The 21117-nt window shown below is 50.0% G+C and carries 16 protein-coding genes and 3 pseudogenes; 9 read left to right on the forward strand and 10 right to left on the reverse strand.

Features of this window, described 5'->3' with window-relative positions:
• Nucleotides 1-36: 36 nt before the first annotated feature.
• From hcr to aqpZ, 4 genes are all read right to left on the reverse strand, one after another.
• A complete protein-coding gene (gene hcr / locus M4I31_RS08560; protein ID WP_069323474.1) occupies nt 37-1005 on the reverse strand; it encodes an NADH oxidoreductase in 969 nt (322 codons plus the stop codon).
• Between the two features lie 10 nt (nt 1006-1015).
• A complete protein-coding gene (gene hcp, locus M4I31_RS08565; RefSeq protein ID WP_085047905.1) occupies nt 1016-2668 on the reverse strand; it encodes a hydroxylamine reductase in 1653 nt (550 codons plus the stop codon).
• A 155-nt stretch (nt 2669-2823) separates the two neighbouring features.
• The gene (locus M4I31_RS08570) at nt 2824-3723 is read right to left on the reverse strand and encodes a lysine exporter LysO family protein (RefSeq protein WP_085047906.1); all 900 of its coding nucleotides are present in this window, start codon (nt 3721-3723) and stop codon (nt 2824-2826) included.
• A 142-nt stretch (nt 3724-3865) separates the two neighbouring features.
• Nucleotides 3866-4561 carry an aquaporin Z gene (gene aqpZ / locus M4I31_RS08575; RefSeq protein ID WP_038641851.1) on the reverse strand — a complete coding sequence of 232 codons (696 nt, stop codon included), beginning with the start codon at nt 4559-4561 and terminating at the stop codon, nt 3866-3868.
• Between the two features lie 371 nt (nt 4562-4932).
• Between aqpZ and M4I31_RS08580 the strand changes: the two genes are divergently transcribed.
• Nucleotides 4933-6591, forward strand: a complete 1659-nt coding sequence (locus M4I31_RS08580; RefSeq protein WP_085047907.1) for an ATP-dependent endonuclease — start codon at nt 4933-4935, stop codon at nt 6589-6591.
• On the opposite strand, the gene M4I31_RS08585 is transcribed toward M4I31_RS08580, so the two are convergent.
• Nucleotides 6588-7535 carry a VirK/YbjX family protein gene (locus M4I31_RS08585; protein ID WP_085047908.1) on the reverse strand — a complete coding sequence of 316 codons (948 nt, stop codon included), beginning with the start codon at nt 7533-7535 and terminating at the stop codon, nt 6588-6590. The two genes, M4I31_RS08580 and M4I31_RS08585, sit on opposite strands and share 4 nt — an antisense overlap.
• Before the next feature lie 159 nt (nt 7536-7694).
• On the opposite strand from M4I31_RS08585, the gene macA reads away from it, so the two are divergent.
• Both macA and macB read left to right on the forward strand, forming a co-directional pair.
• The gene (gene macA, locus M4I31_RS08590; RefSeq protein ID WP_038641845.1) at nt 7695-8810 is read left to right on the forward strand and encodes a macrolide transporter subunit MacA; all 1116 of its coding nucleotides are present in this window, start codon (nt 7695-7697) and stop codon (nt 8808-8810) included.
• Nucleotides 8807-10753 (forward strand): macrolide ABC transporter ATP-binding protein/permease MacB, encoded by a 1947-nt coding sequence (gene macB / locus M4I31_RS08595; RefSeq protein WP_085047909.1) that lies wholly within the window; start codon nt 8807-8809, stop codon nt 10751-10753. The genes macA and macB overlap by 4 nt, the downstream gene beginning before the upstream one ends.
• A gap of 74 nt (nt 10754-10827) precedes the next feature.
• On the opposite strand, the gene cspD is transcribed toward macB, so the two are convergent.
• On the reverse strand, nt 10828-11052 hold the full coding sequence (cspD, locus tag M4I31_RS08600) for a cold shock-like protein CspD (protein ID WP_003036813.1): 225 nt from the start codon (nt 11050-11052) through the stop codon (nt 10828-10830).
• Nucleotides 11053-11375: 323 nt separating this feature from the next.
• Here cspD and clpS point away from each other — a divergent pair, with 323 nt between their 5' ends.
• From clpS to M4I31_RS08615, 3 genes are all read left to right on the forward strand, one after another.
• Nucleotides 11376-11696: an ATP-dependent Clp protease adapter ClpS gene (gene clpS / locus M4I31_RS08605; protein ID WP_006683877.1), complete on the forward strand. Its 321-nt coding sequence runs from the start codon at nt 11376-11378 to the stop codon at nt 11694-11696.
• Nucleotides 11697-11726: 30 nt separating this feature from the next.
• Nucleotides 11727-14003: an ATP-dependent Clp protease ATP-binding subunit ClpA gene (clpA, locus tag M4I31_RS08610; protein WP_038641840.1), complete on the forward strand. Its 2277-nt coding sequence runs from the start codon at nt 11727-11729 to the stop codon at nt 14001-14003.
• A gap of 75 nt (nt 14004-14078) precedes the next feature.
• Complete coding sequence (locus M4I31_RS08615) at nt 14079-14408, forward strand: DHCW motif cupin fold protein (RefSeq protein ID WP_032939562.1); 330 nt, start codon at nt 14079-14081, stop codon at nt 14406-14408.
• 130 nt (nt 14409-14538) lie between these two features.
• On the opposite strand, the pseudogene M4I31_RS08620 reads toward M4I31_RS08615, so the two are convergent.
• Nucleotides 14539-14857 (reverse strand): annotated as a pseudogene (locus M4I31_RS08620) (tyrosine-type recombinase/integrase); the annotation flags it as partial.
• Here M4I31_RS08620 and M4I31_RS08625 point away from each other — a divergent pair.
• The 3 genes and pseudogenes from M4I31_RS08625 to M4I31_RS08640 all read left to right on the forward strand — a co-directional run.
• Nucleotides 14846-15412, forward strand: a pseudogene (locus tag M4I31_RS08625) (replication endonuclease); the annotation flags it as partial. The pseudogenes M4I31_RS08620 and M4I31_RS08625 sit on opposite strands and share 12 nt — an antisense overlap.
• Before the next feature lie 750 nt (nt 15413-16162).
• Complete coding sequence (locus M4I31_RS08635) at nt 16163-17149, forward strand: DGQHR domain-containing protein (protein WP_085047910.1); 987 nt, start codon at nt 16163-16165, stop codon at nt 17147-17149.
• A complete protein-coding gene (locus M4I31_RS08640) occupies nt 17146-18117 on the forward strand; it encodes a hypothetical protein (protein WP_085653147.1) in 972 nt (323 codons plus the stop codon). The genes M4I31_RS08635 and M4I31_RS08640 overlap by 4 nt, the downstream gene beginning before the upstream one ends.
• 36 nt (nt 18118-18153) lie before the next feature.
• On the opposite strand, the pseudogene M4I31_RS08645 reads toward M4I31_RS08640, so the two are convergent.
• From M4I31_RS08645 to yegQ, 3 genes and pseudogenes are all read right to left on the reverse strand, one after another.
• Nucleotides 18154-18429: pseudogene (locus tag M4I31_RS08645) on the reverse strand (Presumed portal vertex protein); the annotation flags it as partial.
• Between the two features lie 83 nt (nt 18430-18512).
• On the reverse strand, nt 18513-19118 hold the full coding sequence (locus M4I31_RS08650) for a GIY-YIG nuclease family protein (protein WP_006683889.1): 606 nt from the start codon (nt 19116-19118) through the stop codon (nt 18513-18515).
• Between the two features lie 475 nt (nt 19119-19593).
• Nucleotides 19594-20955 (reverse strand): tRNA 5-hydroxyuridine modification protein YegQ, encoded by a 1362-nt coding sequence (yegQ, locus tag M4I31_RS08655; RefSeq protein WP_006683890.1) that lies wholly within the window; start codon nt 20953-20955, stop codon nt 19594-19596.
• Nucleotides 20956-21117 lie beyond the last annotated feature (162 nt).

Genomic DNA, 21117 nt, shown 5'->3' on the forward strand with positions numbered 1-21117 from the left:
CCGGCCTGGAGCAGCTACGAAGGAGTATTTTACAGATTAAGCGAGTACTAAATCGCTCTGCGGATGACAGGAGCAGGCCAGTACATAGCCTTCGGCTATTTCTGCATCCGTCAGCGTCATGGTGCTGCTGACCGTGTAGTTACCGTCAACCACTTTGGTTTTGCAGCAGCCGCAAACGCCCGCACGACATGCGGCAACGACCGGCACTTTATTGCTTTCCAGCGCGTCCAGCAGCGTACTGCCCACCGGCGCGTAAAACTCTTTCGCCGGTTGCAGCTTGGTGAACTTCAGACCGCTGGTGGCGGCCTCGGCAACTGGCGTGAAGAACTGCTCTTTAAAGAAGCGCGTCACGCCCAGTGCTTTGACTTCTTTCTCGACCAGATCCATATACGGCGCCGGGCCGCAGGTCATCACGGTACGAGAGACCAGATCCGGCACGCTTTTCAGCAGATCGGTCGTCAGTCGGCCAGAAACAAAACCGTGGGTGGCATTGTTTTCAGCGACTAGCGTCACCGGATAGTCACGCCATTCGTCGGCAAAAATAACATCTTGCGGTGAACGAACGTTAAAGATCACCTGCACATCGGCCTGTGGGCGGTACTTTGCCAACCAGCGACGCATTGACATGATTGGCGTCACGCCGCAACCGGCAGCCAGCATCAGGAACTTATCTTCCGCCTTATCTTCACAGGTAAATTCACCCATGGCATCGGACAGCCAGATATAGTCGCCGCGCTTCACGTCACGGGTCAGCCACTGTGAACCTGCGCCATCGTCAATCCGGCGAACGGTCAGCGTAATGTACTCGCTTACTCCCGGGGTAGATGAAATGGTGTAAGCACGCAGCGTCTGGGCTGAGTTACGTACGCTGACCAGTGCATACTGCCCGGCGCGGTACGGATAATAGTCGTGGCACAGCAACGAAATCGTCCATACATCCGGCGTTTCCTGATGGATGTGATGCACCTGCATCCGCCATGGGCACTGATGAGTTGGCATTGTCATTCTTTACTCCTTACGCGCTCAGCAACTGCTTCATGTCTTCTTCAACGGTGGTGACGGAACGCAGACCGAATTTCTCGTTGAGCACAGCCAGCAGATCCGGCGTGAAGAAGCCAGGCGCTGTTGGGCCAGTGACGATGTTTTTCACACCCAGCGACAGCAGGGTCAGCAGAATCACTATCGCTTTCTGTTCGAACCAGGAGAGCACCAGAGACAGCGGCAGGTCGTTGACGCCGCAGCCCAGCTTCTCTGCCAGAGTGACCGCCAGGATGATGGCAGAGTAAGCATCGTTACACTGACCGGCATCGACCAGACGCGGCAGGCCTTCGATATCGCCGAACTCCAGTTTGTTGAAACGGTATTTACCGCACGCCAGGGTCAGGATCAGACAGTCGTCCGGGACACTGGTGGCGAAGTCGGTGAAGTAGTTACGTTCGCCGCGCGCGCCATCGCAGCCGCCGACCAGGAAGATATGACGCAGTTTTTCACGGCTGACCAGGTCGATCAGCGTATCCGCAGCGCTCAGCAGCGTCTGACGACCGAAACCTACGGTGATCAGGTGCGGGATTTCGCTGTACGGGAAGCCAGCCATCTGTTGTGCCTGAGCGATGACCGGACCGAAGTTGTCGCCTTCGAGGTGGCTCACACCCGGCCAGCCGACGATGCTACGGGTCCAGATACGGTCGTCGTAGGCGCCCACGGTTGGGTCGATGATGCAGTTAGAGGTCATCACGATTGGCCCAGGGAAGCGAGCGAACTCAACCTGCTGGTTCTGCCAGCCGCTGCCATAGTTACCAATCAGATGTTTGAACTTGCGCAGTTCCGGGTAGCCGTGTGCCGGCAGCATTTCGCCGTGGGTATAGACGTTAACACCGGTACCTTCGGTCTGCTCCAGCAGGTTGTAGAGATCTTTCAGGTCGTGACCGGAGATCAGGATGCATTTACCAACGGTGGCTTTAACATTGACCTGAGTCGGCGTCGGGTGACCGTATTTAGTGGTTTCACCGGCGTCCAGGATGCTCATCACTTTGAAGTTCATCTGGCCGATTTCCATAGAACACTCCAGCAAAGCGTTCATGTCGGCAGGCCAGGTCCCCAGCCACGCCATAATTTTGTGGTACTGGGCGTAGATGTCGTTGTCGTACTGACCGAGAACGTGCGCGTGCTCCATGTAAGCCGCGGCACCTTTCAGACCGTACAGGCACAGCAGGCGCAGGCCGAGAATGTTCTCGCCGATGGCCGCTTTGTCTTTGTTCGGGGTAAATTCCGCTGCCTGACGTTGCAGGTCGCCCAGATCGTCGCTGACCAGTTGCAGGTCGGCCATCGGGTTGTCGACCGCTGCGTTCGCATCGATGTTCAGACATTGTGCTTTCAGCGCGTCGCGCATGGCAATTGCTTCACGGGCATAGCCAACAATACGCGGGGAGTCGAAGTTAACGTTGGTCAGCGTGGAGAAGAACGCACGCGGTGCGAAGCTATCAACGTCATGGTCGATGATGCCGTATTCACGCGCTTTAACAGCCCATGCAGACAGACCTTGTAGGGAAGCAATCAGCAGATCCTGCAAATCGGAGGTTTCAGCCGTTTTACCGCACATACCCTGCGCGTAAGAGCAGCCGTTCCCTGCCGGAGTACGGATGGTTTGTTCACATTGCACACAAAACATGGTCACACCTTTTAAAGTTATATTTGATATACATGTTTAAGGTTATGCCTGTGCGCGCAGGGATAAAAGGGATTTCTACTACAACTTGCAAGGAGATTGATTTAGCGCAATTTTGGCGGTAGCCGACTACCGCCAGAGAGGTATTTGTTTGAGGGTCAGGCGGAGAAAAATGCCATTAACAGAGGGACTAACAGACTCAGGATAAAACCGTGCACGATGGCTGCCGGAACCATTTCCAGTCCACCGCTGCGTTGTAAAACCGGCAGGGTGAAATCCATCGATGTGGCCCCGCATAGCCCCAACGCGGTAGAGCGACTGCGGCCCACCATGCCGGGAATCAACATAATGGCAATCAGTTCACGCGCCAGGTCATTAAAGAAGGCGGCACTGCCAATCACCGGCCCGAACGATTCGGTTAACAGAATACCGGACAGCGAATACCAGCCAAAACCTGACGCCATCGCCATCGCGGTTTTGACCGGCAGGCCGAGGATCAACGCATTGATAACCCCCGCCAGCATCGAACTGGCGACGACGACGGCGGCAACAATCATGCCCCGGCGATTCAGCACGATTTGCTTGAGGGTCATGCCGCTGTTGCGAAGCTGAATCCCCACCAGGAACAGTAAAAAGATTAACGTATATTCGCTGGCTTCGGTGGCGTGCTGCAAAAAGGAAAGACCGGTGAGACCCAGCAGGAAGCCCACCACGACAACCCCGCAAAGCTGGAGCGACTCAAACGCCATCGCGATCCGCGACGGTAGTTTCTCTTGCTGATGGTTATGCCGCCAGGGCAGTGAACGCTCCAGCCAGAACAGCGCGGCGATATTACACAGCAAAATAACCGTCACGCTGACAGCAGAATAATGAAGTATGGCTAACAGGTTGCTGGCGAGATTATCCAGAAACGCCAGGCTGATGCCCATAAAAAAGAGAATAAGGTAGACGATCCAGCTCAACAGGCGATTGATGAGTTTTAGTGCGCCCATGTGCCGAAGTGGAATAAGGTAGCCCACAATAAGGGGAACCAGAATGATTAACAGCCCTGAAAACATGAAAACCCGATCCTTGCTGAGATGTAAGACGAAATGCGCAAGCACACACTACTCAATGCAAAGAGGGGAGTAAAGTTGCAAATAAAAGGAAATATAGCGAGGAAAAAAAGGCCTGACTTTCGCCAGGCCTTTTTGTTATCGATTAATCGCGTTTTTCCAGCAGAGTGCGGTAAATAAGACCACCGAGAACCCCACCGATAATTGGCATGACCCAGAAGAACCACAATTGTTGCAATGCCCAGCCGCCCTGGAAAATGGCAACTGCGGTACTACGTGCCGGGTTTACGGAGGTATTAGTGACTGGAATGCTGATCAAGTGGATCAGTGTTAACGCCAGACCGATTGCAATAGGGGCAAAACCTGCCGGAGCATGTTTGTCGGTCGCGCCGTGGATCACTAATAAGAAACCAGCGGTCAGAATAATTTCAATTACAACAGCAGAAAGCATGGAATAACCGCCAGGTGAATGATCACCAAAGCCGTTCGAAGCAAAACCGCTGGCGGTTGCATCAAAACCTGCTTTACCGCTGGCAATTAGATACAGAGCCGCAGCTGCAACAATACCGCCCACAACCTGCGCAATAACATATCCAATAACGTCTTTCGCCGGGAAGCGACCGCCAGCCCATAAACCGAAGGTTACTGCCGGGTTAAAATGTCCACCTGAAATATGGCCCACGGCAAAGGCCATAGTTAATACGGTCAGACCAAATGCCAATGCGACACCGGTGAATCCAATTCCCAATTCCGGGAATGCTGCGGCCAGTACTGCGCTACCGCACCCACCAAAGACGAGCCAAAACGTACCGAAGAATTCGGCTGCTAATTTCCTGAACATAACCACCTCAATTAAAAGTTCCGGGTTCGTATTCCTTGCCCGGTAATTCATCGCTTAAAGGGACGATGATGAAAGAGCGGGTATTTTAGAAAAAAACATCATCCCTTCGCCAGTTAAATTGATGAAAAAATTTGATTTAAGGCAATATGTCGTGATTCCTTTTTGAATATTGGATGAATGAAGCATAGTTCAATTAGCTAAAAATGATGATTGAGCTCAGAAATTATAATCACAGGAAAACATAAGAAGAATATTCTTAATTTTTTTGATTTCTGCGATTAACCTCCTGATGATATCGGGTGCCCTGAGCGCTCGGTTAACGTTATACTCCTGATAACTTGAAGGAAAAAGTTAGCATTTCCGGAGGCTATATGATTCTCGAACGCGTTGAGATTGTTGGATTTCGTGGTATTAACCGCCTGTCGTTGATGCTTGAGCAGAGTAACGTACTGATTGGGGAGAACGCGTGGGGGAAGTCCAGTCTGCTGGATGCCTTAACCTTGCTGCTGTCGCCGGAATCTGATTTGTACCACTTTGACCGCGATGATTTTTGGTTCCCGCCGGGGGATATACAGGGCCGGGAACATCATTTGCACATTATCCTGACGTTTCGTGAATCTCAGCCGGGCCGTCATCGGGTTCGTCGCTACCGTCCTCTGGAAGCCTGCTGGACGCCGTGCCACGATAGCTATCACCGTATATTCTATCGTCTGGAGGGCGAATGCGCGGATGATGGGACCGTCCTGACGCTACGTAGTTTTCTTGATAGTGATGGTCATCCGCTAAATCTCGACGACATTAACGATCTGGCGCGGCATCTCGTGCGTCTGATGCCTGTGTTGCGTCTGCGTGACGCGCGTTTTATGCGGCGCATTCGTAACGGTACGGTGCCGGATTCGGCGGATGTTGAAGTGACCGCTCGCCAGCTGGATTTTCTGGCGCGTGAACTGGCTACCCGACCACAAAACCTGACCGATGGGCAGATTCGTCAGGGGCTGTCGGCTATGGTGCAGCTATTAGAGCACTATTTTTCTGAGCAGGGTTCTGGTCAGTCCCGCTATCGCCTGATGCGCCGCCGCTCCAATAATGAGCAACGTAGCTGGCGCTATCTGGATATCATTAACCGCATGATTGATAAACCTGGCGGACGAACGCATCGCGTTATCCTGTTGGGACTGTTCTCGACGCTGTTGCAGGCCAAAGGCACGTTAAGGCTGGATAAAGATGCCCGGCCTTTATTGCTGATAGAAGACCCGGAAACGCGTTTACATCCCATCATGTTGTCGGTTGCCTGGCACCTGCTGAATCTACTTCCTCTCCAGCGGGTGGCGACCACCAACTCCGGTGAGTTGCTGTCTCTCACGCCGGTGGAACATGTTGTCCGTCTGGTGCGTGAGTCATCCCGCGTCGCCGCCTGGCGACTGGGGCCGGGTGGGATCAGCGCGGAGGACGGTCGGCGTATTGCTTTCCATATTCGTTTCAATCGCGCATCTTCACTGTTTGCCCGCTGCTGGCTGCTGGTGGAAGGCGAAACGGAAACCTGGGTCATTAACGAGCTGGCCCGCCAGTGCGGACACCACTTTGATGCGGAAGGCATTAAAGTCATTGAATTTGCTCAGTCAGGCCTTAAACCACTGGTTAAGTTTGCCCGCCGGATGGGAATTGAATGGCACGTGCTGGTCGATGGCGATGAAGCGGGGAAAAAGTATGCCGCCACGGTGCGCGGTTTATTGAATAACGACAGAGAGGAGGAGCGCGATCATTTAACCATGCTCCCCGCGCTGGATATGGAACACTTTATGTATCGTCAGGGGTTCGCCGATGTCTTTCATCGCGTCGCGCAGATCCCGGAAAACGTGCCAATGAATATGCGCAAAATTATCTCCAAGGCGATTCATCATTCGTCAAAACCGGATCTGGCGATCGAGGTGGCGATGGAAGCAGGGCGGCGTGGTGTAGACGCCGTTCCCACTTTGTTGCGGAAAATGTTTTCCCGCGTGCTGTGGCTGGCACGCGGCAGAGCGGATTAGTGGCGAAACATCGACGACAGCTGCGCGTGGATGCTGTCCAGTAGCTGATAGCGACGGCGGTATTCTGCGCGTTTTTTACTGGCAATCTCCGCTTCGCTTTTTCGTGCCAGCGCACGCGGAATATGATAGTACCCGCGGCTGTCGCACTCGCCGCCAAGCGACGCCCAAAATGCGTTGTAGTCGGAAAGAATCACTTTGTTTTTATCGTTGTAACGCGGACTGCGAAAGATATGCTGCTCGTTACTGACAGCCATTACCTTTTCGATATTCAATTGTTCCGCTAAACGACAAATGGCTTCCATAACAAGGCGTTTGGGGAATATTCCGTGGCAGGATTTGGTCGCTTTTTGTGTTGCTTCGTGCGGAAGTTGTGAATTGCCCTGCATGCCGCCGATAAATAATGTACTTTTCCCATTATATTCGCAGAACGTAAATGTCATTTTAGTCAGCTCGTCACCATCGCCATTTCGTACCAGAATGGTACTTTCACCTTCTTTATCCAGTACCGGAAACATCATCATGGTCACGGTAAATATCTCGTTATCTTTGCCTGCAATTTGCGCCAACTGTAAGCCGTCATGACTTAATAAAGCGTTAAATTCACCAGGTAAAAATGCATGGCGGATAACATGATAATGAAAACGCACCGCATCTAATCGCATTCTGGGATCGAAGTTGGCGGCAAGGTAAGGACGATGCAGACGAACGGGCAGTCGGGGTTGACGGGCGAGCAGGTCTTCAAGCTCCGGCCACTGCGCCAGTTCAGTCATCCATTCCTGGGTAAGGCGAGGTATCAGCAATGAACGCCAGATAAACTTACGCCGAAAGCTCCGTTTATCCCAACACTGTGCAGGCCGTAATTGACCGCGGCTCAGGCTGTAAAAAAGACTCAGGCTGGTGATGGGTTTGCTGGAAAGAAAAGCGCTTTCAGTTAGTTGACTCATAATATAAATCCGATTGATACCCTGGCATTAATTTCAGCACAGCGGATCTTAACCATTCATCAATAACTCTGTTATTCTTGCGCTTTTCAACTGCTATTTATTTAACGTTGACGTTTAACACTCCACTCTGATGGACGTATTGGGGGAATTGGGACATTTATGAAGCTCAAGGGAAAAATCAAAAAACGCTATTTTATCTTCGCTATCATCCTTATTGTGGCGATAATTGCACTATGGCGAACGCTTAATGCGCCTTTACCTCAGTATCAAACGTTAATTGTTCGTCCAGGCGATCTTCAGCAAAGCGTACTGGCAACCGGGAAACTGGATGCGCTGCGAAAAGTTGACGTCGGGGCGCAGGTCAGTGGGCAGTTAAAAACGCTGTCGGTCGCGATTGGCGATAAAGTAAAAAAAGATCAACTGCTTGGCGTTATCGATCCTGAACAGGCGCAAAACCAGATCAAAGAGGTTGAAGCGACGCTGATGGAATTACGCGCTCAGCGTTTACAGGCTGAAGCCGAGTGGAAGCTGGCGCGGGTGACGCTTTCCCGTCAGCAACAGTTGGCGAAAACCCAGGCGGTTTCACAACAGGATCTCGATACCGCGGCTACCGAGATGGCGGTCAAACAGGCGCAAATCGGCACCATTGATGCGCAGATTAAGCGTAATCAAGCCTCTCTTGATACAGCAAAGACCAACCTTGATTACACCCGCATTGTGGCGCCGATGGCGGGTGAGGTTACGCAAATAACCACCCTGCAAGGACAAACCGTTATTGCCGCCCAGCAGGCGCCTAACATTCTGACGTTAGCAGACATGAGTACCATGCTGGTGAAAGCGCAGGTTTCCGAGGCGGATGTTATTCACCTGCATCCCGGACAAAAAGCCTGGTTCACCGTCCTGGGCGATCCGCAGACGCGCTACGAAGGTACGCTGAAAGATGTCCTGCCGACGCCGGAAAAAGTGAATGATGCGATTTTCTACTATGCCCGCTTTGAAGTGCCTAACCCGAAAGGGATCCTGCGTCTGGATATGACCGCACAGGTCCATATTCAGCTCACGGATGTCAAAAATGTCCTGACCATCCCGCTGTCGGCGCTGGGCGATCCTATTGGCAATAATCGCTATAACGTCAGGCTGCTGCGTAACGGCGAAACCCGCGAGCGTGAGGTGGTGATCGGCGCGCGCAATGACACCGATGTGGAGATTGTGAAGGGGCTGGAAGAGGGAGATGAAGTCATTACCGGCGAGGGCAATCCAGGAGCGGCGAAATGACGGCATTGCTTGAGCTGAGCAATATCCGCCGCAGTTACCCGTCAGGCGAAGGACAGGTCGAGGTGTTAAAGGACGTTTCCTTGAGCATTCAGGCCGGTGAAATGGTGGCGATTGTCGGCGCGTCTGGTTCGGGTAAATCGACGCTGATGAATATTCTCGGCTGTCTCGATAAACCTACCAGCGGCACGTATCGGGTGGCCGGGCGCGATGTCTCCACTCTCGATAGTGATGCGTTAGCGCAGCTGCGACGCGAGCATTTCGGTTTTATCTTCCAGCGTTATCATTTGCTGTCGCATTTGAGCGCCGCGCAAAATGTTGAGGTGCCAGCGGTCTATGCCGGGACTGAACGTAAGCAACGTCTGGCTCGTGCGCAGGAATTACTCCAGCGGCTGGGGCTGGGCGACAGGGTTGATTATCAGCCTTCCCAGCTTTCCGGTGGTCAGCAGCAGCGGGTCAGTATTGCGCGTGCGTTGATGAACGGTGGGCAGGTGATCCTGGCCGACGAACCCACCGGCGCGTTGGATAGCCATTCTGGCGAAGAGGTGATGGCGATTTTGCATCAACTTCGCGATCGCGGCCATACGGTAATTATCGTTACGCACGACAGCCAGGTCGCCGCGCAGGCCGAGCGCGTCATTGAAATTCGCGACGGAGAGATCGTACGTAATCCGCCGCCGCACAAATCTTCTGGCGGACGCGAAATCTCCGAGTCGACAGTGAAAACAGTATCCGGCTGGAGTCAGTTTATCAGCGGTTTTCGCGAAGCGCTCACCATGGCCTGGCTGGCAATGGCTGCGAATAAGATGCGTACGCTGCTGACCATGCTAGGGATTATCATCGGTATTGCTTCGGTGGTTTCAATTGTGGTGGTGGGGGATGCGGCAAAACAGCTGGTGCTGGCAGACATTCGCGCTATCGGTACCAATACCATTGATATCTATCCAGGCAAAGATTTCGGCGATGACGATCCGCAGTATCAACAGGCGCTGAAATATGACGATTTAACCGCGCTGCAGAAACAGCCCTGGGTAAGTTCGGTGACGCCTGCGGTGTCGAAGAACCTGCGGTTACGCTACGGTAATATTGACGTGGCAGCCAGTGCGAACGGCGTTAGCGGCGACTATTTCAATGTCTATGGCATGACGTTTAGCGAAGGCACCACCTTTAACGCTGAGCAACTGGCTGGCCGGGCGCAGGTGGTGGTGCTTGACAGTAATACCCGACGTCAGTTGTTCCCCAACAAAGCGAAGGTGGTGGGCGAGGTCATTTTGGTGGGAAATATGCCTGCTACGGTGATTGGTGTTGCAGAGGAGAAACAGTCGATGTTCGGCAGTAGTAAGATCCTGCGGGTCTGGCTGCCTTACAGCACCATGTCCGGGCGAATTATGGGGCAATCGTGGCTGAACTCAATCACCGTGCGAGTGAAGGACGGTTTTGATAGCGCTCAGGCTGAGCAGCAACTTACCCGTCTGTTGTCGTTACGCCATGGGAAGAAAGATTTCTTTACCTGGAATATGGACGGCGTCTTGAAAACCGCCGAAAAGACCACACGTACATTACAACTCTTCCTGACGCTGGTGGCGGTCATTTCGCTGGTGGTAGGTGGAATCGGCGTGATGAATATTATGCTGGTTTCGGTAACCGAACGAACGCGCGAGATTGGCATTCGTATGGCGGTTGGCGCGCGCGCCAGTGATGTGCTGCAACAGTTCCTCATTGAAGCGGTGCTGGTATGTCTGGTTGGCGGCGCGTTGGGCATCACGTTGTCGATGCTGATCGCCTTTACGCTACAGTTATTCCTGCCCGGCTGGGAAATTGGCTTCTCACCCGTTGCGCTGCTCACGGCATTCCTGTGCTCAACCGCTACCGGAATTTTGTTTGGCTGGTTACCGGCGCGTAATGCGGCGCGGCTTGATCCGGTAGATGCGTTGGCGCGGGAATAATGTTACAGAGATAAAAATGCCAGCCGCAAAGGCTGGCATTTTGACTGCGGGATGTACACAATGAAACAGAAGGGTTAAGCGACGGCTTCTGCTTCAATGACAGGCACGATGACACTGGCATGATTGCCTTTTGGCCCCTGGTGGACATCAAACTGGACAGACTGTCCGGCTTTTAGCGTTCTGTAACCATCCATCTGAATGGTGGAGTAATGGGCGAAAATGTCTTCGCCGCCGCCTTCGGGGCAGATGAAACCAAACCCTTTGGCGTTGTTGAACCACTTAACAGTACCCGTTTCCATACTTCGACATCCTTCGTAGATCTTATATAAGTAAGATGGAATGAACCGGTTGCGGAGTGGGGGCTGTTCAAAACCTCGCCAACTCTCGAAACTACAATTTAGAGAAATCAGGCGGGGCGTCAAGCGTCAGACGGATGGAATAGGGTAAAAATGCATCAAAATTTGAAGCAGTTAACGCTATTGTCGGTTCTGTGACAGATGTCGCGGATGGCACTAATAGATGATAGTTATCTAATACTTGAGGTAGATTGATTGTGTGCATAGGCTGCTTGTCAGCGGCAACATTTTCTGCCGGAAACCGTAACTGAAGATGACGACTGACAATGAGTAAGACGAACGACTGGCTGGATTTCGATCTGCTGGCGGAAGACAAATTGCGCGACGCGCTAAAACCGCCATCTATGTATAAAGTGATATTAATCAATGATGATTACACTCCGATGGAGTTTGTTATTGACGTGTTACAAAAATTCTTTTCTTATGATGTAGAACGTGCAACGCAACTGATGCTTGCAGTTCACTATCAAGGTAAAGCTATCTGCGGCGTATTCACTGCCGAAGTGGCTGAAACCAAAGTCGCGATGGTGAACAAATATGCAAGGGAGAACGAGCATCCGTTGCTGTGTACGCTGGAAAAAGCCTGAATGCAGGCATAAATATTGGGGGAGGTGCCTATGCTCAATCAAGAACTGGAACTCAGTTTAAACATGGCTTTCGCCAGAGCGCGCGAGCACCGACATGAGTTTATGACCGTCGAGCACTTGTTACTGGCGTTGCTCAGTAACCCATCGGCCCGCGAAGCGCTGGAAGCGTGTTCTGTGGATCTGGTGGCGCTCCGTCAGGAACTCGAAGCCTTCATTGAACAAACCACACCCGTATTGCCTGCCAGTGAAGAAGAGCGCGACACGCAGCCAACGTTGAGTTTTCAGCGTGTACTGCAACGCGCGGTCTTTCATGTTCAGTCCTCCGGGCGCAATGAAGTTACCGGCGCAAATGTTCTGGTAGCTATCTTTAGCGAGCAGGAATCTCAGGCGGCCTATCTGCTGCGTAAGCATGAAGTGAGTCGTCTGGACGTGGTGAATTTTATTTCTCATGGCACGCGCAAAGACGAACCAAGTCAGTCTTCTGACTCCGGGAATCAGCCAAATAACGAAGAGCAAGCTGGCGGGGAGGACCGTATGGAGAACTTCACGACTAACCTTAACCAGCTTGCCCGTGTGGGTGGAATTGATCCGCTCATTGGCCGGGAAAAAGAGCTGGAGCGCGCCATTCAGGTACTCTGCCGCCGTAGAAAAAACAACCCGCTGTTGGTGGGTGAATCTGGCGTCGGTAAAACCGCGATTGCCGAAGGCCTTGCCTGGCGTATTGTCCAGGGCGACGTGCCGGAAGTTATGGCGGACTGCACCCTTTACTCTCTGGATATCGGGTCGCTGCTGGCGGGCACCAAATACCGTGGCGATTTTGAAAAACGCTTTAAGGCGCTGCTGAAACAGCTGGAACAGGATACCAACAGCATCCTGTTTATTGATGAGATCCACACCATTATCGGTGCGGGTGCGGCATCGGGTGGCCAGGTGGATGCGGCGAACTTAATCAAGCCTCTGCTCTCCAGCGGTAAAATCCGTGTGATAGGCTCCACGACCTATCAGGAATTCAGCAATATTTTTGAGAAGGACCGGGCGTTAGCGCGCCGTTTCCAGAAAATTGATATCACTGAGCCGTCGGTAGAAGAGACCGTGCAGATTATCAACGGTCTGAAACCGAAATACGAAGCGCACCATGACGTTCGTTACACCGCGAAAGCGGTGCGTGCCGCGGTCGAACTGGCGGTGAAATACATCAACGATCGTCATCTGCCGGATAAAGCCATTGATGTGATCGATGAAGCGGGGGCTCGTGCGCGTCTGTTACCGGTCAGCAAACGCAAGAAAACCGTTAACGTTGCCGATATTGAGTCCGTGGTGGCCCGCATCGCGCGTATCCCGGAGAAGAGCGTGTCGCAGAGCGATCGTGATACGCTGAAAAATCTGGGTAACCGTCTGAAAATGCTGGTATTCGGACAAGATAAAGCCATTGAGGCGCTGACTGAAGCGATCAAAATGAGCCGTGCCGGTCTCGGCCATGAGCATAAACCTGTCGGTTCATTCCTGTTTGCCGGACCGACTGGCGTTGGTAAGACCGAAGTCACGGTGCAGCTGTCCAAAGCGCTCGGCATTGAGCTGCTGCGTTTTGATATGTCCGAGTATATGGAACGTCACACCGTCAGCCGTCTGATTGGTGCGCCTCCGGGATATGTCGGTTATGACCAGGGCGGTTTGCTGACCGACGCGGTCATTAAGCACCCGCATGCGGTCCTGCTGTTGGATGAAATCGAAAAAGCGCACCCGGATGTCTTTAACCTGCTGCTGCAGGTAATGGATAACGGTACGCTGACCGACAATAATGGCCGTAAGGCGGACTTCCGTAATGTGGTGCTGGTCATGACCACCAACGCCGGGGTACGTGAGACCGAGCGTAAATCGATTGGGCTTATTCATCAGGACAACAGCACTGATGCGATGGGCGAAATCAAAAAAGTGTTTACGCCGGAGTTCCGTAACCGTCTCGACAATATTATCTGGTTTGACCATCTCTCTACCGAGGTGATTCATCAGGTTGTTGATAAGTTTATTGTCGAGTTGCAGGTACAGCTGGATCAGAAAGGCGTCTCGCTGGAAGTAAGCCAGGAAGCACGTAACTGGCTGGCTGAGAAAGGCTATGACCGCGCGATGGGCGCACGTCCAATGACGCGTGTTGTTCAGGACAACCTGAAAAAACCATTGGCCAACGAACTGCTGTTTGGTTCGCTGGTGGATGGTGGCCAGGTAACCGTTGAGTTGGATAAAGAGAAAAATGAGCTGACCTATGGTTTCCAGAGTGCGCAAAAGCACAAGCCAGAAGCCGCACATTAAGTTCTAATCACTAATGAGCCGGGCGTAATGCCCGGTTTTTTTTCGCCTGAAGACGACTTACCGTGGAGCTAAATGATGAAACTGGACAATATTCCATTCCATGTGACCGACTGGTCGCAGGTTATTCCCGAGCAGCATCCTGGTGAGTCTGGATATGCTACATGGAAAGTGGCTTTTGCGGGTGATGTTCGGGTGCGAATTGTCGAATATTCGCCGGGATATCTGGCCGACCATTGGTGTTCGAAAGGACACGTTCTGTTTTGTCTGGAAGGTGAGTTACGCACGGAACTGGAAGATGGCCGCGCGTTCGATCTAAAGCCAGGTATGAGTTACCAGGTGGCCGATCATGCAGAAGCGCATCGCTCATCAACCGCAACGGGAGCAAAGTTGTTTATTGTGGATTGATGGCGTAAACCAGCAGGCAAAAAATAAGCCTGCGTAAGTGCGTTTTTCGGGGTAAGTAACATGGGCTTTCAGCGGTGCAATGCGCATTTGCGCGGCACGCAAGACCACTGAAAGCCAAATGAACTACCCTACTGTGGACACTCTGGAAGTCAACACCACCACGTAGCGGATTGAGTGAAACAGCATCCTGTAGATACTCCGGGCAAAGTACCCATAGACCATTGTCTGCTCTATCCGTGAATGCCCCAGTATTCTCTGCAAGGTGATGATACTCCCGCCGTAATCATAAAGTGGGTAGCAAAACTGTGACGCAATGCGTGGGTTGCTTGTCCATCCGGTAGATCCGGTTTTACATCTTTCATTGTTCGCCTGAACTTCGGGTATGAGGTATCAGGGAACAGATAACCCTTACCCGCAATCATTACAGCTACTTCCTCAGAGAACCGCACCACGACGGAACGCCGCACTAGCACATGATGCTGTTTTGCAAACCCGGTCAGCGTAAAGCCATCACCGAGATTATGCGCCGGTATGCCCTCAAAGAGGACGGCGACGAAACAACGCTTTGAATCTAAACGCCTCAATCGCGGGGGTGCAATAGGTTATATCGCTAAATATATTTCAAAGAATATCAATGGTTATGCCCTTGATGGTGCGGTTGATAAAGACACTGGCAAGCCACTGAAAGACACCGCCGCAGCCGTTACCGCATGGGGTCAACATGGCGCGTTCCTCAATTCAAAGCTATTAGCCTGCCGACAATGGGCGCATATCGAGAGCTGCGAAAGCTACCGCGCGGCGTGAGTATCGCCAGTGATTTTGACTACCGTGTCGAAGCTGCGCGAGTTGCTGCAGATGAGGGGGAGTTCGACCTGTATATCGCCGCGCAGGTTGGTGCGAATAAACCACGTGACAGCCGGGCTGTCAGGGTCGCCCGTAAGGTGACTGATGAGGTCAATGAACACGAGGAAGATATCGAGAGAGTAGTCGGTATTTCTACACCCGTTAAGGCTGGCTATTGGATATGAAACACTTAACGGCGTTTCGGGTGGGGCTTATGTCGCTGATGATGGTGTCAGGCAATATTCCGACAAGCTGGTCGCAGATGCTAAAAAAATGGGTGGTTTAAATGAGTCATATGCGAATGATGCCAGTGCCGCCGGTACATTCAACGCAAAACATTAAGCTGATGGCCGTCGTGAATCGCCTGCAACAAATTATGATTAACGAGAATCTGACCCCTGACGAACTGGTCGGGTGTGCCGGTGTCGTCCGGATAATCACCGCAAATACAGCGATATCAGCAATCCGAAAATTAAGGCGTTTCGGCCATCAAATATGACGAAGCCACCACTGCGTCGACCATAGCAAACGCCGCCGGTGCTGAAACTTGTTTTCAGTGCCAGCGGGGTTGAACAATGAGCCCCGCGAGGCGTTAGCCTGTCCCGTAGAGATCACCCCCAACCGGCACGATTAAAGCAGGTTTTATTATTCCATTTTCCCACAATTTCCCGGTTTTTTAGCCGTGCATGTAACAGGTGCATTGCTTTGCATGCGTTGGGGAAGCCCGTTCTGGGCGTGCGCAGCCAGAGATGGCGCGGATCCAGAGTGGTCATGCAACTGCATTAAAACCGACCCATAAAGCGGGTAGGCGAGGCGGGGATAGCACTGCGCGCCAGTTACTTATACCTTGTTTTTTTGACAAGTAAGAGCAACAATGTAAACACAAATTATAATTTTCATAGGATTGAATCATGGCTGAACGCGAGTTCTTCAGCGCTTCCTTAATCACGCAAGGTCAGCATAAATTTTACACATTAACTCTTCCAATAGATGTTATTGCAGAATGTTGCTCAACTAATCCACGTGATGAAGATCCAATATCAGGATTCCAGCGTTCATTAGATGTAAAAAGGGCAGCGAGTATCGCAGAGTATATACGTAGAGGTAATGTTATTCCTTCGAGTATTATTCTTTCTGCACAATCCAAAGCAGGGTTTGAATATCTAAGTAAAAATAAAACTGTAGGTTTTAATGTTGATCCTGCTTCATTTCTTATTATAGATGGGCAGCATCGCGTTTATGGTTTCAGGATGCTAAACGAAATGGGATTTGATGGGATTAAATTGCGAGTGCCCGTTGTAATTTTTAGTGATCTATCTCCCGTTCATGAAGCAAAAATATTCATTGATGTTAATACTCAACAAAAACCTGTTCCTAAAGAGTTATTACTGGACATAAAGAAATTAGCTGCTACAGAAACCAGTGATGAAGCTCTTCTTGATGTTATATTTACATTGTTTGAAGAGCAGAATGATAGTTGTTTGAAAAATAAGTTGTCTCGATTTGAAAAGCAACGTTCTAAATTATCAAAAGTAACTTTCTATGAGGCTTTTAAACCATTGTTAAAAGCATTTAATATTGACAATCCTGATAATCTTTATGGTATTATTAATGCTTATTTGTATGCAGTAAAAGATGCGTTGCAAAATTACTCTATCGATTTTAACTCTTTAATTACTAAGCCAACTTCTTTTAAAATATTGATAGGACATAGCAAGGCGATTATATCTATTATTTCTGATAATGCTCCAGACAAACTTTCCTTGATTAGTGAACATAAGCGTTATCTTTCTCGCAGTATTGATAATAATGCTGACACTCTATTGAGTAGCAGAACTACTGCTAAATCGATAGAAGCATTAGACAAAAAACTCTTAAAGCAAAATCTGACAATATGAGTAATGATGATAAATTATTACGGCTAATTTCTTATTCCGCGCGAGATCTCGTTGCTGGAGCGAGAAAGAAAAGCGTAACTAGATTTAGTGAAAACTTGGAAAATTTAAACTTTCTTGTGAGAGGGTTTTCTCCTGCTTCAACTAAAACGCATGCAACAGCGACTTCACCTGCCATTCCTGCTTCACCTCAGATTATTGACATGCTGATGATAGATGATGTGAAGTTTGGTAAATTTATTGCCGGTGAGGCCCATAAATTCTTTCTTGCTGCGATGGTTTCTCTGGATAGATCGCGGCAAGTGCAGCAACATAATTTATCATGGCAAGTAGTTGAGCATTATTATGCTGCATATTATTCAGTCCATTACCTCATGCGGGTATTAGGTTATAGCTTGACGAATATCGATGATAAAGCTATCAAAAAAGTCAAAGAGGGGGCAGTTGTTCCACTAGACGGAATACGTTCTGGATTGAGTACAATAGAATTTTCTCTAGACTGCAAAGAGCTGATAATAATAAAAAATGAAAAGGGAGGTGGTTCTCATAAAGATGCGTGGGCTATATGGGTTAAAATAATTAATCAGTTAATTGTTGAATGCAAAAAAGATCATGCCGAGTATTCATCACTAGAAGTTGATTTGCTTTCCCATAAGAATTTTATAGCTGTAAATGATCATAGATTTAATCCTTCAGAAATACGAGGAGAGGTCAATTATCAATTTAAAGGAAATTCATGGTGCTTCGAAGATAATACAAACGCTTGTATGAACTCAGTTACTAAAGAATTATTAGAAGATGGTTATAATCTTATTGGTACTGAGGATAAGATTTTAAAACTGATAAATAATAATAAATTTATTATAAATTTGGCAAAGCGTTTTTTTAATTACTCTTCTTCTGAATATAAGCATGGAATATGTCGGAGTTTACAGAATCAATATAGAAATAGAATTGTCACGATCACATGAGGAGGGGAGTGCGCATTATGCACTCCCTTATTTAAATTACTCTGGGTCGTAGTCCTTAAATTTTATTACTTCAATCCCAAGCCAGTCGTTAATCTCTTTAAAGCGCTCCTGAAGCGGGGTCAGCTCGTTACGCACAAACACCCGCGCCACCTTCTCCACATCCCCCATTGAGCCAATATTTACCGGCTTACCGCCCATGAGCTGGAACGGTACGCGGTGTGTATCGAGCAGGTCAGCGGCGCTCACCTTTTTGATATTGAAAAAGTCATCTTTCGTGGCGACTTCACTCAGCGGCACAACCTTGATTCCATCCACCCACATGACTTACAGCAAAGTGATGAGTGCTGGTATCTGAGGTTCATCGAGAGAAAATAAATTGCAGTGGATTAGTCGTGCTATTTCCATTCTTTCCACTCAACATTTCCATCGTCATCTCTGTAAAATTCCATTCCTGATTCAAGATCAAGAAACATACCATCGCCTAAATCTATAACTGTCTCAACCTGATTACCGGAAAAATATCGATCACTCGTAAGATTCAAACTACTTGGAGGAGTTGCTTGCGGTTGCGTATCCCAGCCTGATAAATCCAGAGTAGGTACCAAATTTGGAACAAACAGCCGATACACCGAATCAATACATTGAAATCGGCTTAGGCTATTAGTCAAATTGTCGTAATACACTGAGGAAGGATAGCGTTGTTCAATGAAACATTCGACTAACTCACTCATTTCGATAGGGTTTAGGCGAAAGCATTCGCTTTTGCTACCTGTACTAAAGTGATTTTGCCTCTCAATATCTTGCATATTTTCTAAGTGATTCAAGAGATCGGATTCAATTTTGTGAACATCACCATTGATTATATTATAAGCAGTGAAAATGAAATATCCTGGTCTCTGTGAAGAGGTATGGCGGGTATGTAGGCCAAGTGTTGTTTTACCAACTTTTGACCATTGATGATCATCAGTATCGGCACCAACATATATCCAATTATTGCTCATATAACATCTTACTCTTGTATGGAATAGTTAGCTGAATTTTATCATTTGGCCTGAACCATTATAGGGTGCTGGGTTTAAAATGTGAGCAATGGTGCAAATAGACAACCTTAACTCGTTAAGAAACTGTTGTGTGCGATAAGCCTCTGTGTTGCGGGTTGAATCATACATTTGCTTGCGAGAGAAACCACTTCTTCGTCAGGTCATTATTAACACAAAGCCCCGCATTGCGGGGCTTTGTGTATCGATGTGGTCAATGTGTGGACATTGGAAGAAATAAATCCATTTATTTCAGAAGATTATAGGCAAAAAATAAGCCTGCGTAAGGGAGATTACGCAGGCTAAGGAGGTGGTTCCTGGTACAGCTAGCATTTATGGGTTATGTTTTTCAGCGGGTGGGATAATACCCTTAATGAACGAAACGGTATGTGATCGATTTCTAAGAATCTTCCGATCGCTGAAAAATAACCGTAATTAACTACTTAGCATGCGGGTTACGTGTGGACTCACCGGCAAAATTACGCATTAGCAAGGCATAATTCAGATCGATATCCTCAGGTACCGGCATCCACACGGTGTAACCATCGCCCGGAGCAACCGGCATGGCTTCGCCTTTCGCGTTTTCCATCTGCTCAAGGGTAAAGTTGATATTGCCCTGTGGGGTCATCAACTCCAGGCTGTCGCCGACGGTGAATTTGTTTTTCACCAGTACGGCTGCAAGTTCGCCTTTACGTTCGCCGGTAAATTCGCCAACAAACTGCTGACGCTCCGACACAGAGAAACCGTATTCGTAGTTCTGATAGTCGTCATGCGTATGGCGGCGCAGGAATCCTTCGGTGTAACCGCGATGCGCCAGACCTTCCAGCGTCTCCAGCAGTTGCGGGTCGAACGGTTTGCCGGCAGCGGCATCATCAATCGCTTTGCGATAAACCTGCGCGGTACGTGCACAATAATAGTATGACTTGGTACGGCCTTCGATCTTCAGCGAATGCACGCCCATCTGCGTCAGACGTTCAACGTGGGCAATAGCACGCAAATCCTTCGAGTTCATGATGTAAGTGCCGTGCTCGTCTTCGAACGCGGTCATGTACTCACCCGGTCGCTGGGCTTCTTCAATCATAAAGACTTTATCTGTCGGCGCGCCAATACCCAGCGTGGGTTCGACGTTTTGTACCGGGATCGGCTCGTACTTATGGACGATATTGCCCACCACGTCTTCTTTCCCTTCCTGCACGTTGTATTCCCAGCGGCAGGCATTGGTACAGGTGCCCTGGTTCGGGTCGCGTTTGTTGATGTAACCAGAGAGCAGGCAGCGCCCGGAATAGGCCATGCACAATGCGCCGTGAACGAAGATCTCAATCTCCATATCGGGCACCTGGGTACGGATCTCTTCAATTTCTTCCAGCGACAGTTCACGAGAGAGGATCACGCGGGTCAGCCCCATCTGCTTCCAGAATTTGACCGTCGCCCAGTTAACGGCGTTAGCCTGCACCGACAGGTGAATATCCATGTCAGGGAAGTTCTCGCGCACCAGCATAATCAGACCCGGGTCCGACATGATCAGCGCATCCGGCCCCATTTCCACCACCGGTTTCAAATCACGAATGAAGGTTTTCAGCTTGGCATTGTGCGGCGCGATGTTAACCACCACATAGAATTTTTTACCCAGTTCATGGGCTTCATTAATGCCGAGCTGCAGGTTTTCGTGGTTGAATTCGTTGTTGCGTACGCGCAGTGAATAACGCGGTTGGCCCGCATAGACAGCATCTGCGCCATAGGCGAAAGCGTAACGCATATTTTTCAGCGTTCCCGCCGGGGAAAGGAGTTCCGGTTTAAACATAATTATCTCGTTCTGATGACAGGTCAGACTCGCCTCACTTAATGAGGCGGTTAGGGGAGTGCCCCCATATTAAGGGCGGGCATTGTAGCGCTGAGGGGCGGGCAGGTAAAGTCATTGTGCTGGTGGTCGCTTCGCCTTACCCGATATCATTTGGACTATCGC

The organism is Citrobacter sp. XT1-2-2 (assembly GCF_023516235.1).
In the GTDB taxonomy this organism is placed as follows: Bacteria; Pseudomonadota; Gammaproteobacteria; order Enterobacterales; family Enterobacteriaceae; genus Citrobacter; species Citrobacter werkmanii.

Coding starts and splice junctions, on each gene's coding strand:
- hcr (WP_069323474.1), bottom strand. CDS start 1,005: ATGACAATGCCAACTCATCAGTGCCCATGGCGGATGCAGGTGCATCAC.
- hcp (WP_085047905.1), bottom strand. CDS start 2,668: ATGTTTTGTGTGCAATGTGAACAAACCATCCGTACTCCGGCAGGGAAC.
- M4I31_RS08570 (WP_085047906.1), bottom strand. CDS start 3,723: ATGTTTTCAGGGCTGTTAATCATTCTGGTTCCCCTTATTGTGGGCTAC.
- aqpZ (WP_038641851.1), bottom strand. CDS start 4,561: ATGTTCAGGAAATTAGCAGCCGAATTCTTCGGTACGTTTTGGCTCGTC.
- M4I31_RS08580 (WP_085047907.1), top strand. CDS start 4,933: ATGATTCTCGAACGCGTTGAGATTGTTGGATTTCGTGGTATTAACCGC.
- M4I31_RS08585 (WP_085047908.1), bottom strand. CDS start 7,535: ATGAGTCAACTAACTGAAAGCGCTTTTCTTTCCAGCAAACCCATCACC.
- macA (WP_038641845.1), top strand. CDS start 7,695: ATGAAGCTCAAGGGAAAAATCAAAAAACGCTATTTTATCTTCGCTATC.
- macB (WP_085047909.1), top strand. CDS start 8,807: ATGACGGCATTGCTTGAGCTGAGCAATATCCGCCGCAGTTACCCGTCA.
- cspD (WP_003036813.1), bottom strand. CDS start 11,052: ATGGAAACGGGTACTGTTAAGTGGTTCAACAACGCCAAAGGGTTTGGT.
- clpS (WP_006683877.1), top strand. CDS start 11,376: ATGAGTAAGACGAACGACTGGCTGGATTTCGATCTGCTGGCGGAAGAC.
- clpA (WP_038641840.1), top strand. CDS start 11,727: ATGCTCAATCAAGAACTGGAACTCAGTTTAAACATGGCTTTCGCCAGA.
- M4I31_RS08615 (WP_032939562.1), top strand. CDS start 14,079: ATGAAACTGGACAATATTCCATTCCATGTGACCGACTGGTCGCAGGTT.
- M4I31_RS08635 (WP_085047910.1), top strand. CDS start 16,163: ATGGCTGAACGCGAGTTCTTCAGCGCTTCCTTAATCACGCAAGGTCAG.
- M4I31_RS08640 (WP_085653147.1), top strand. CDS start 17,146: ATGAGTAATGATGATAAATTATTACGGCTAATTTCTTATTCCGCGCGA.
- M4I31_RS08650 (WP_006683889.1), bottom strand. CDS start 19,118: ATGAGCAATAATTGGATATATGTTGGTGCCGATACTGATGATCATCAA.
- yegQ (WP_006683890.1), bottom strand. CDS start 20,955: ATGTTTAAACCGGAACTCCTTTCCCCGGCGGGAACGCTGAAAAATATG.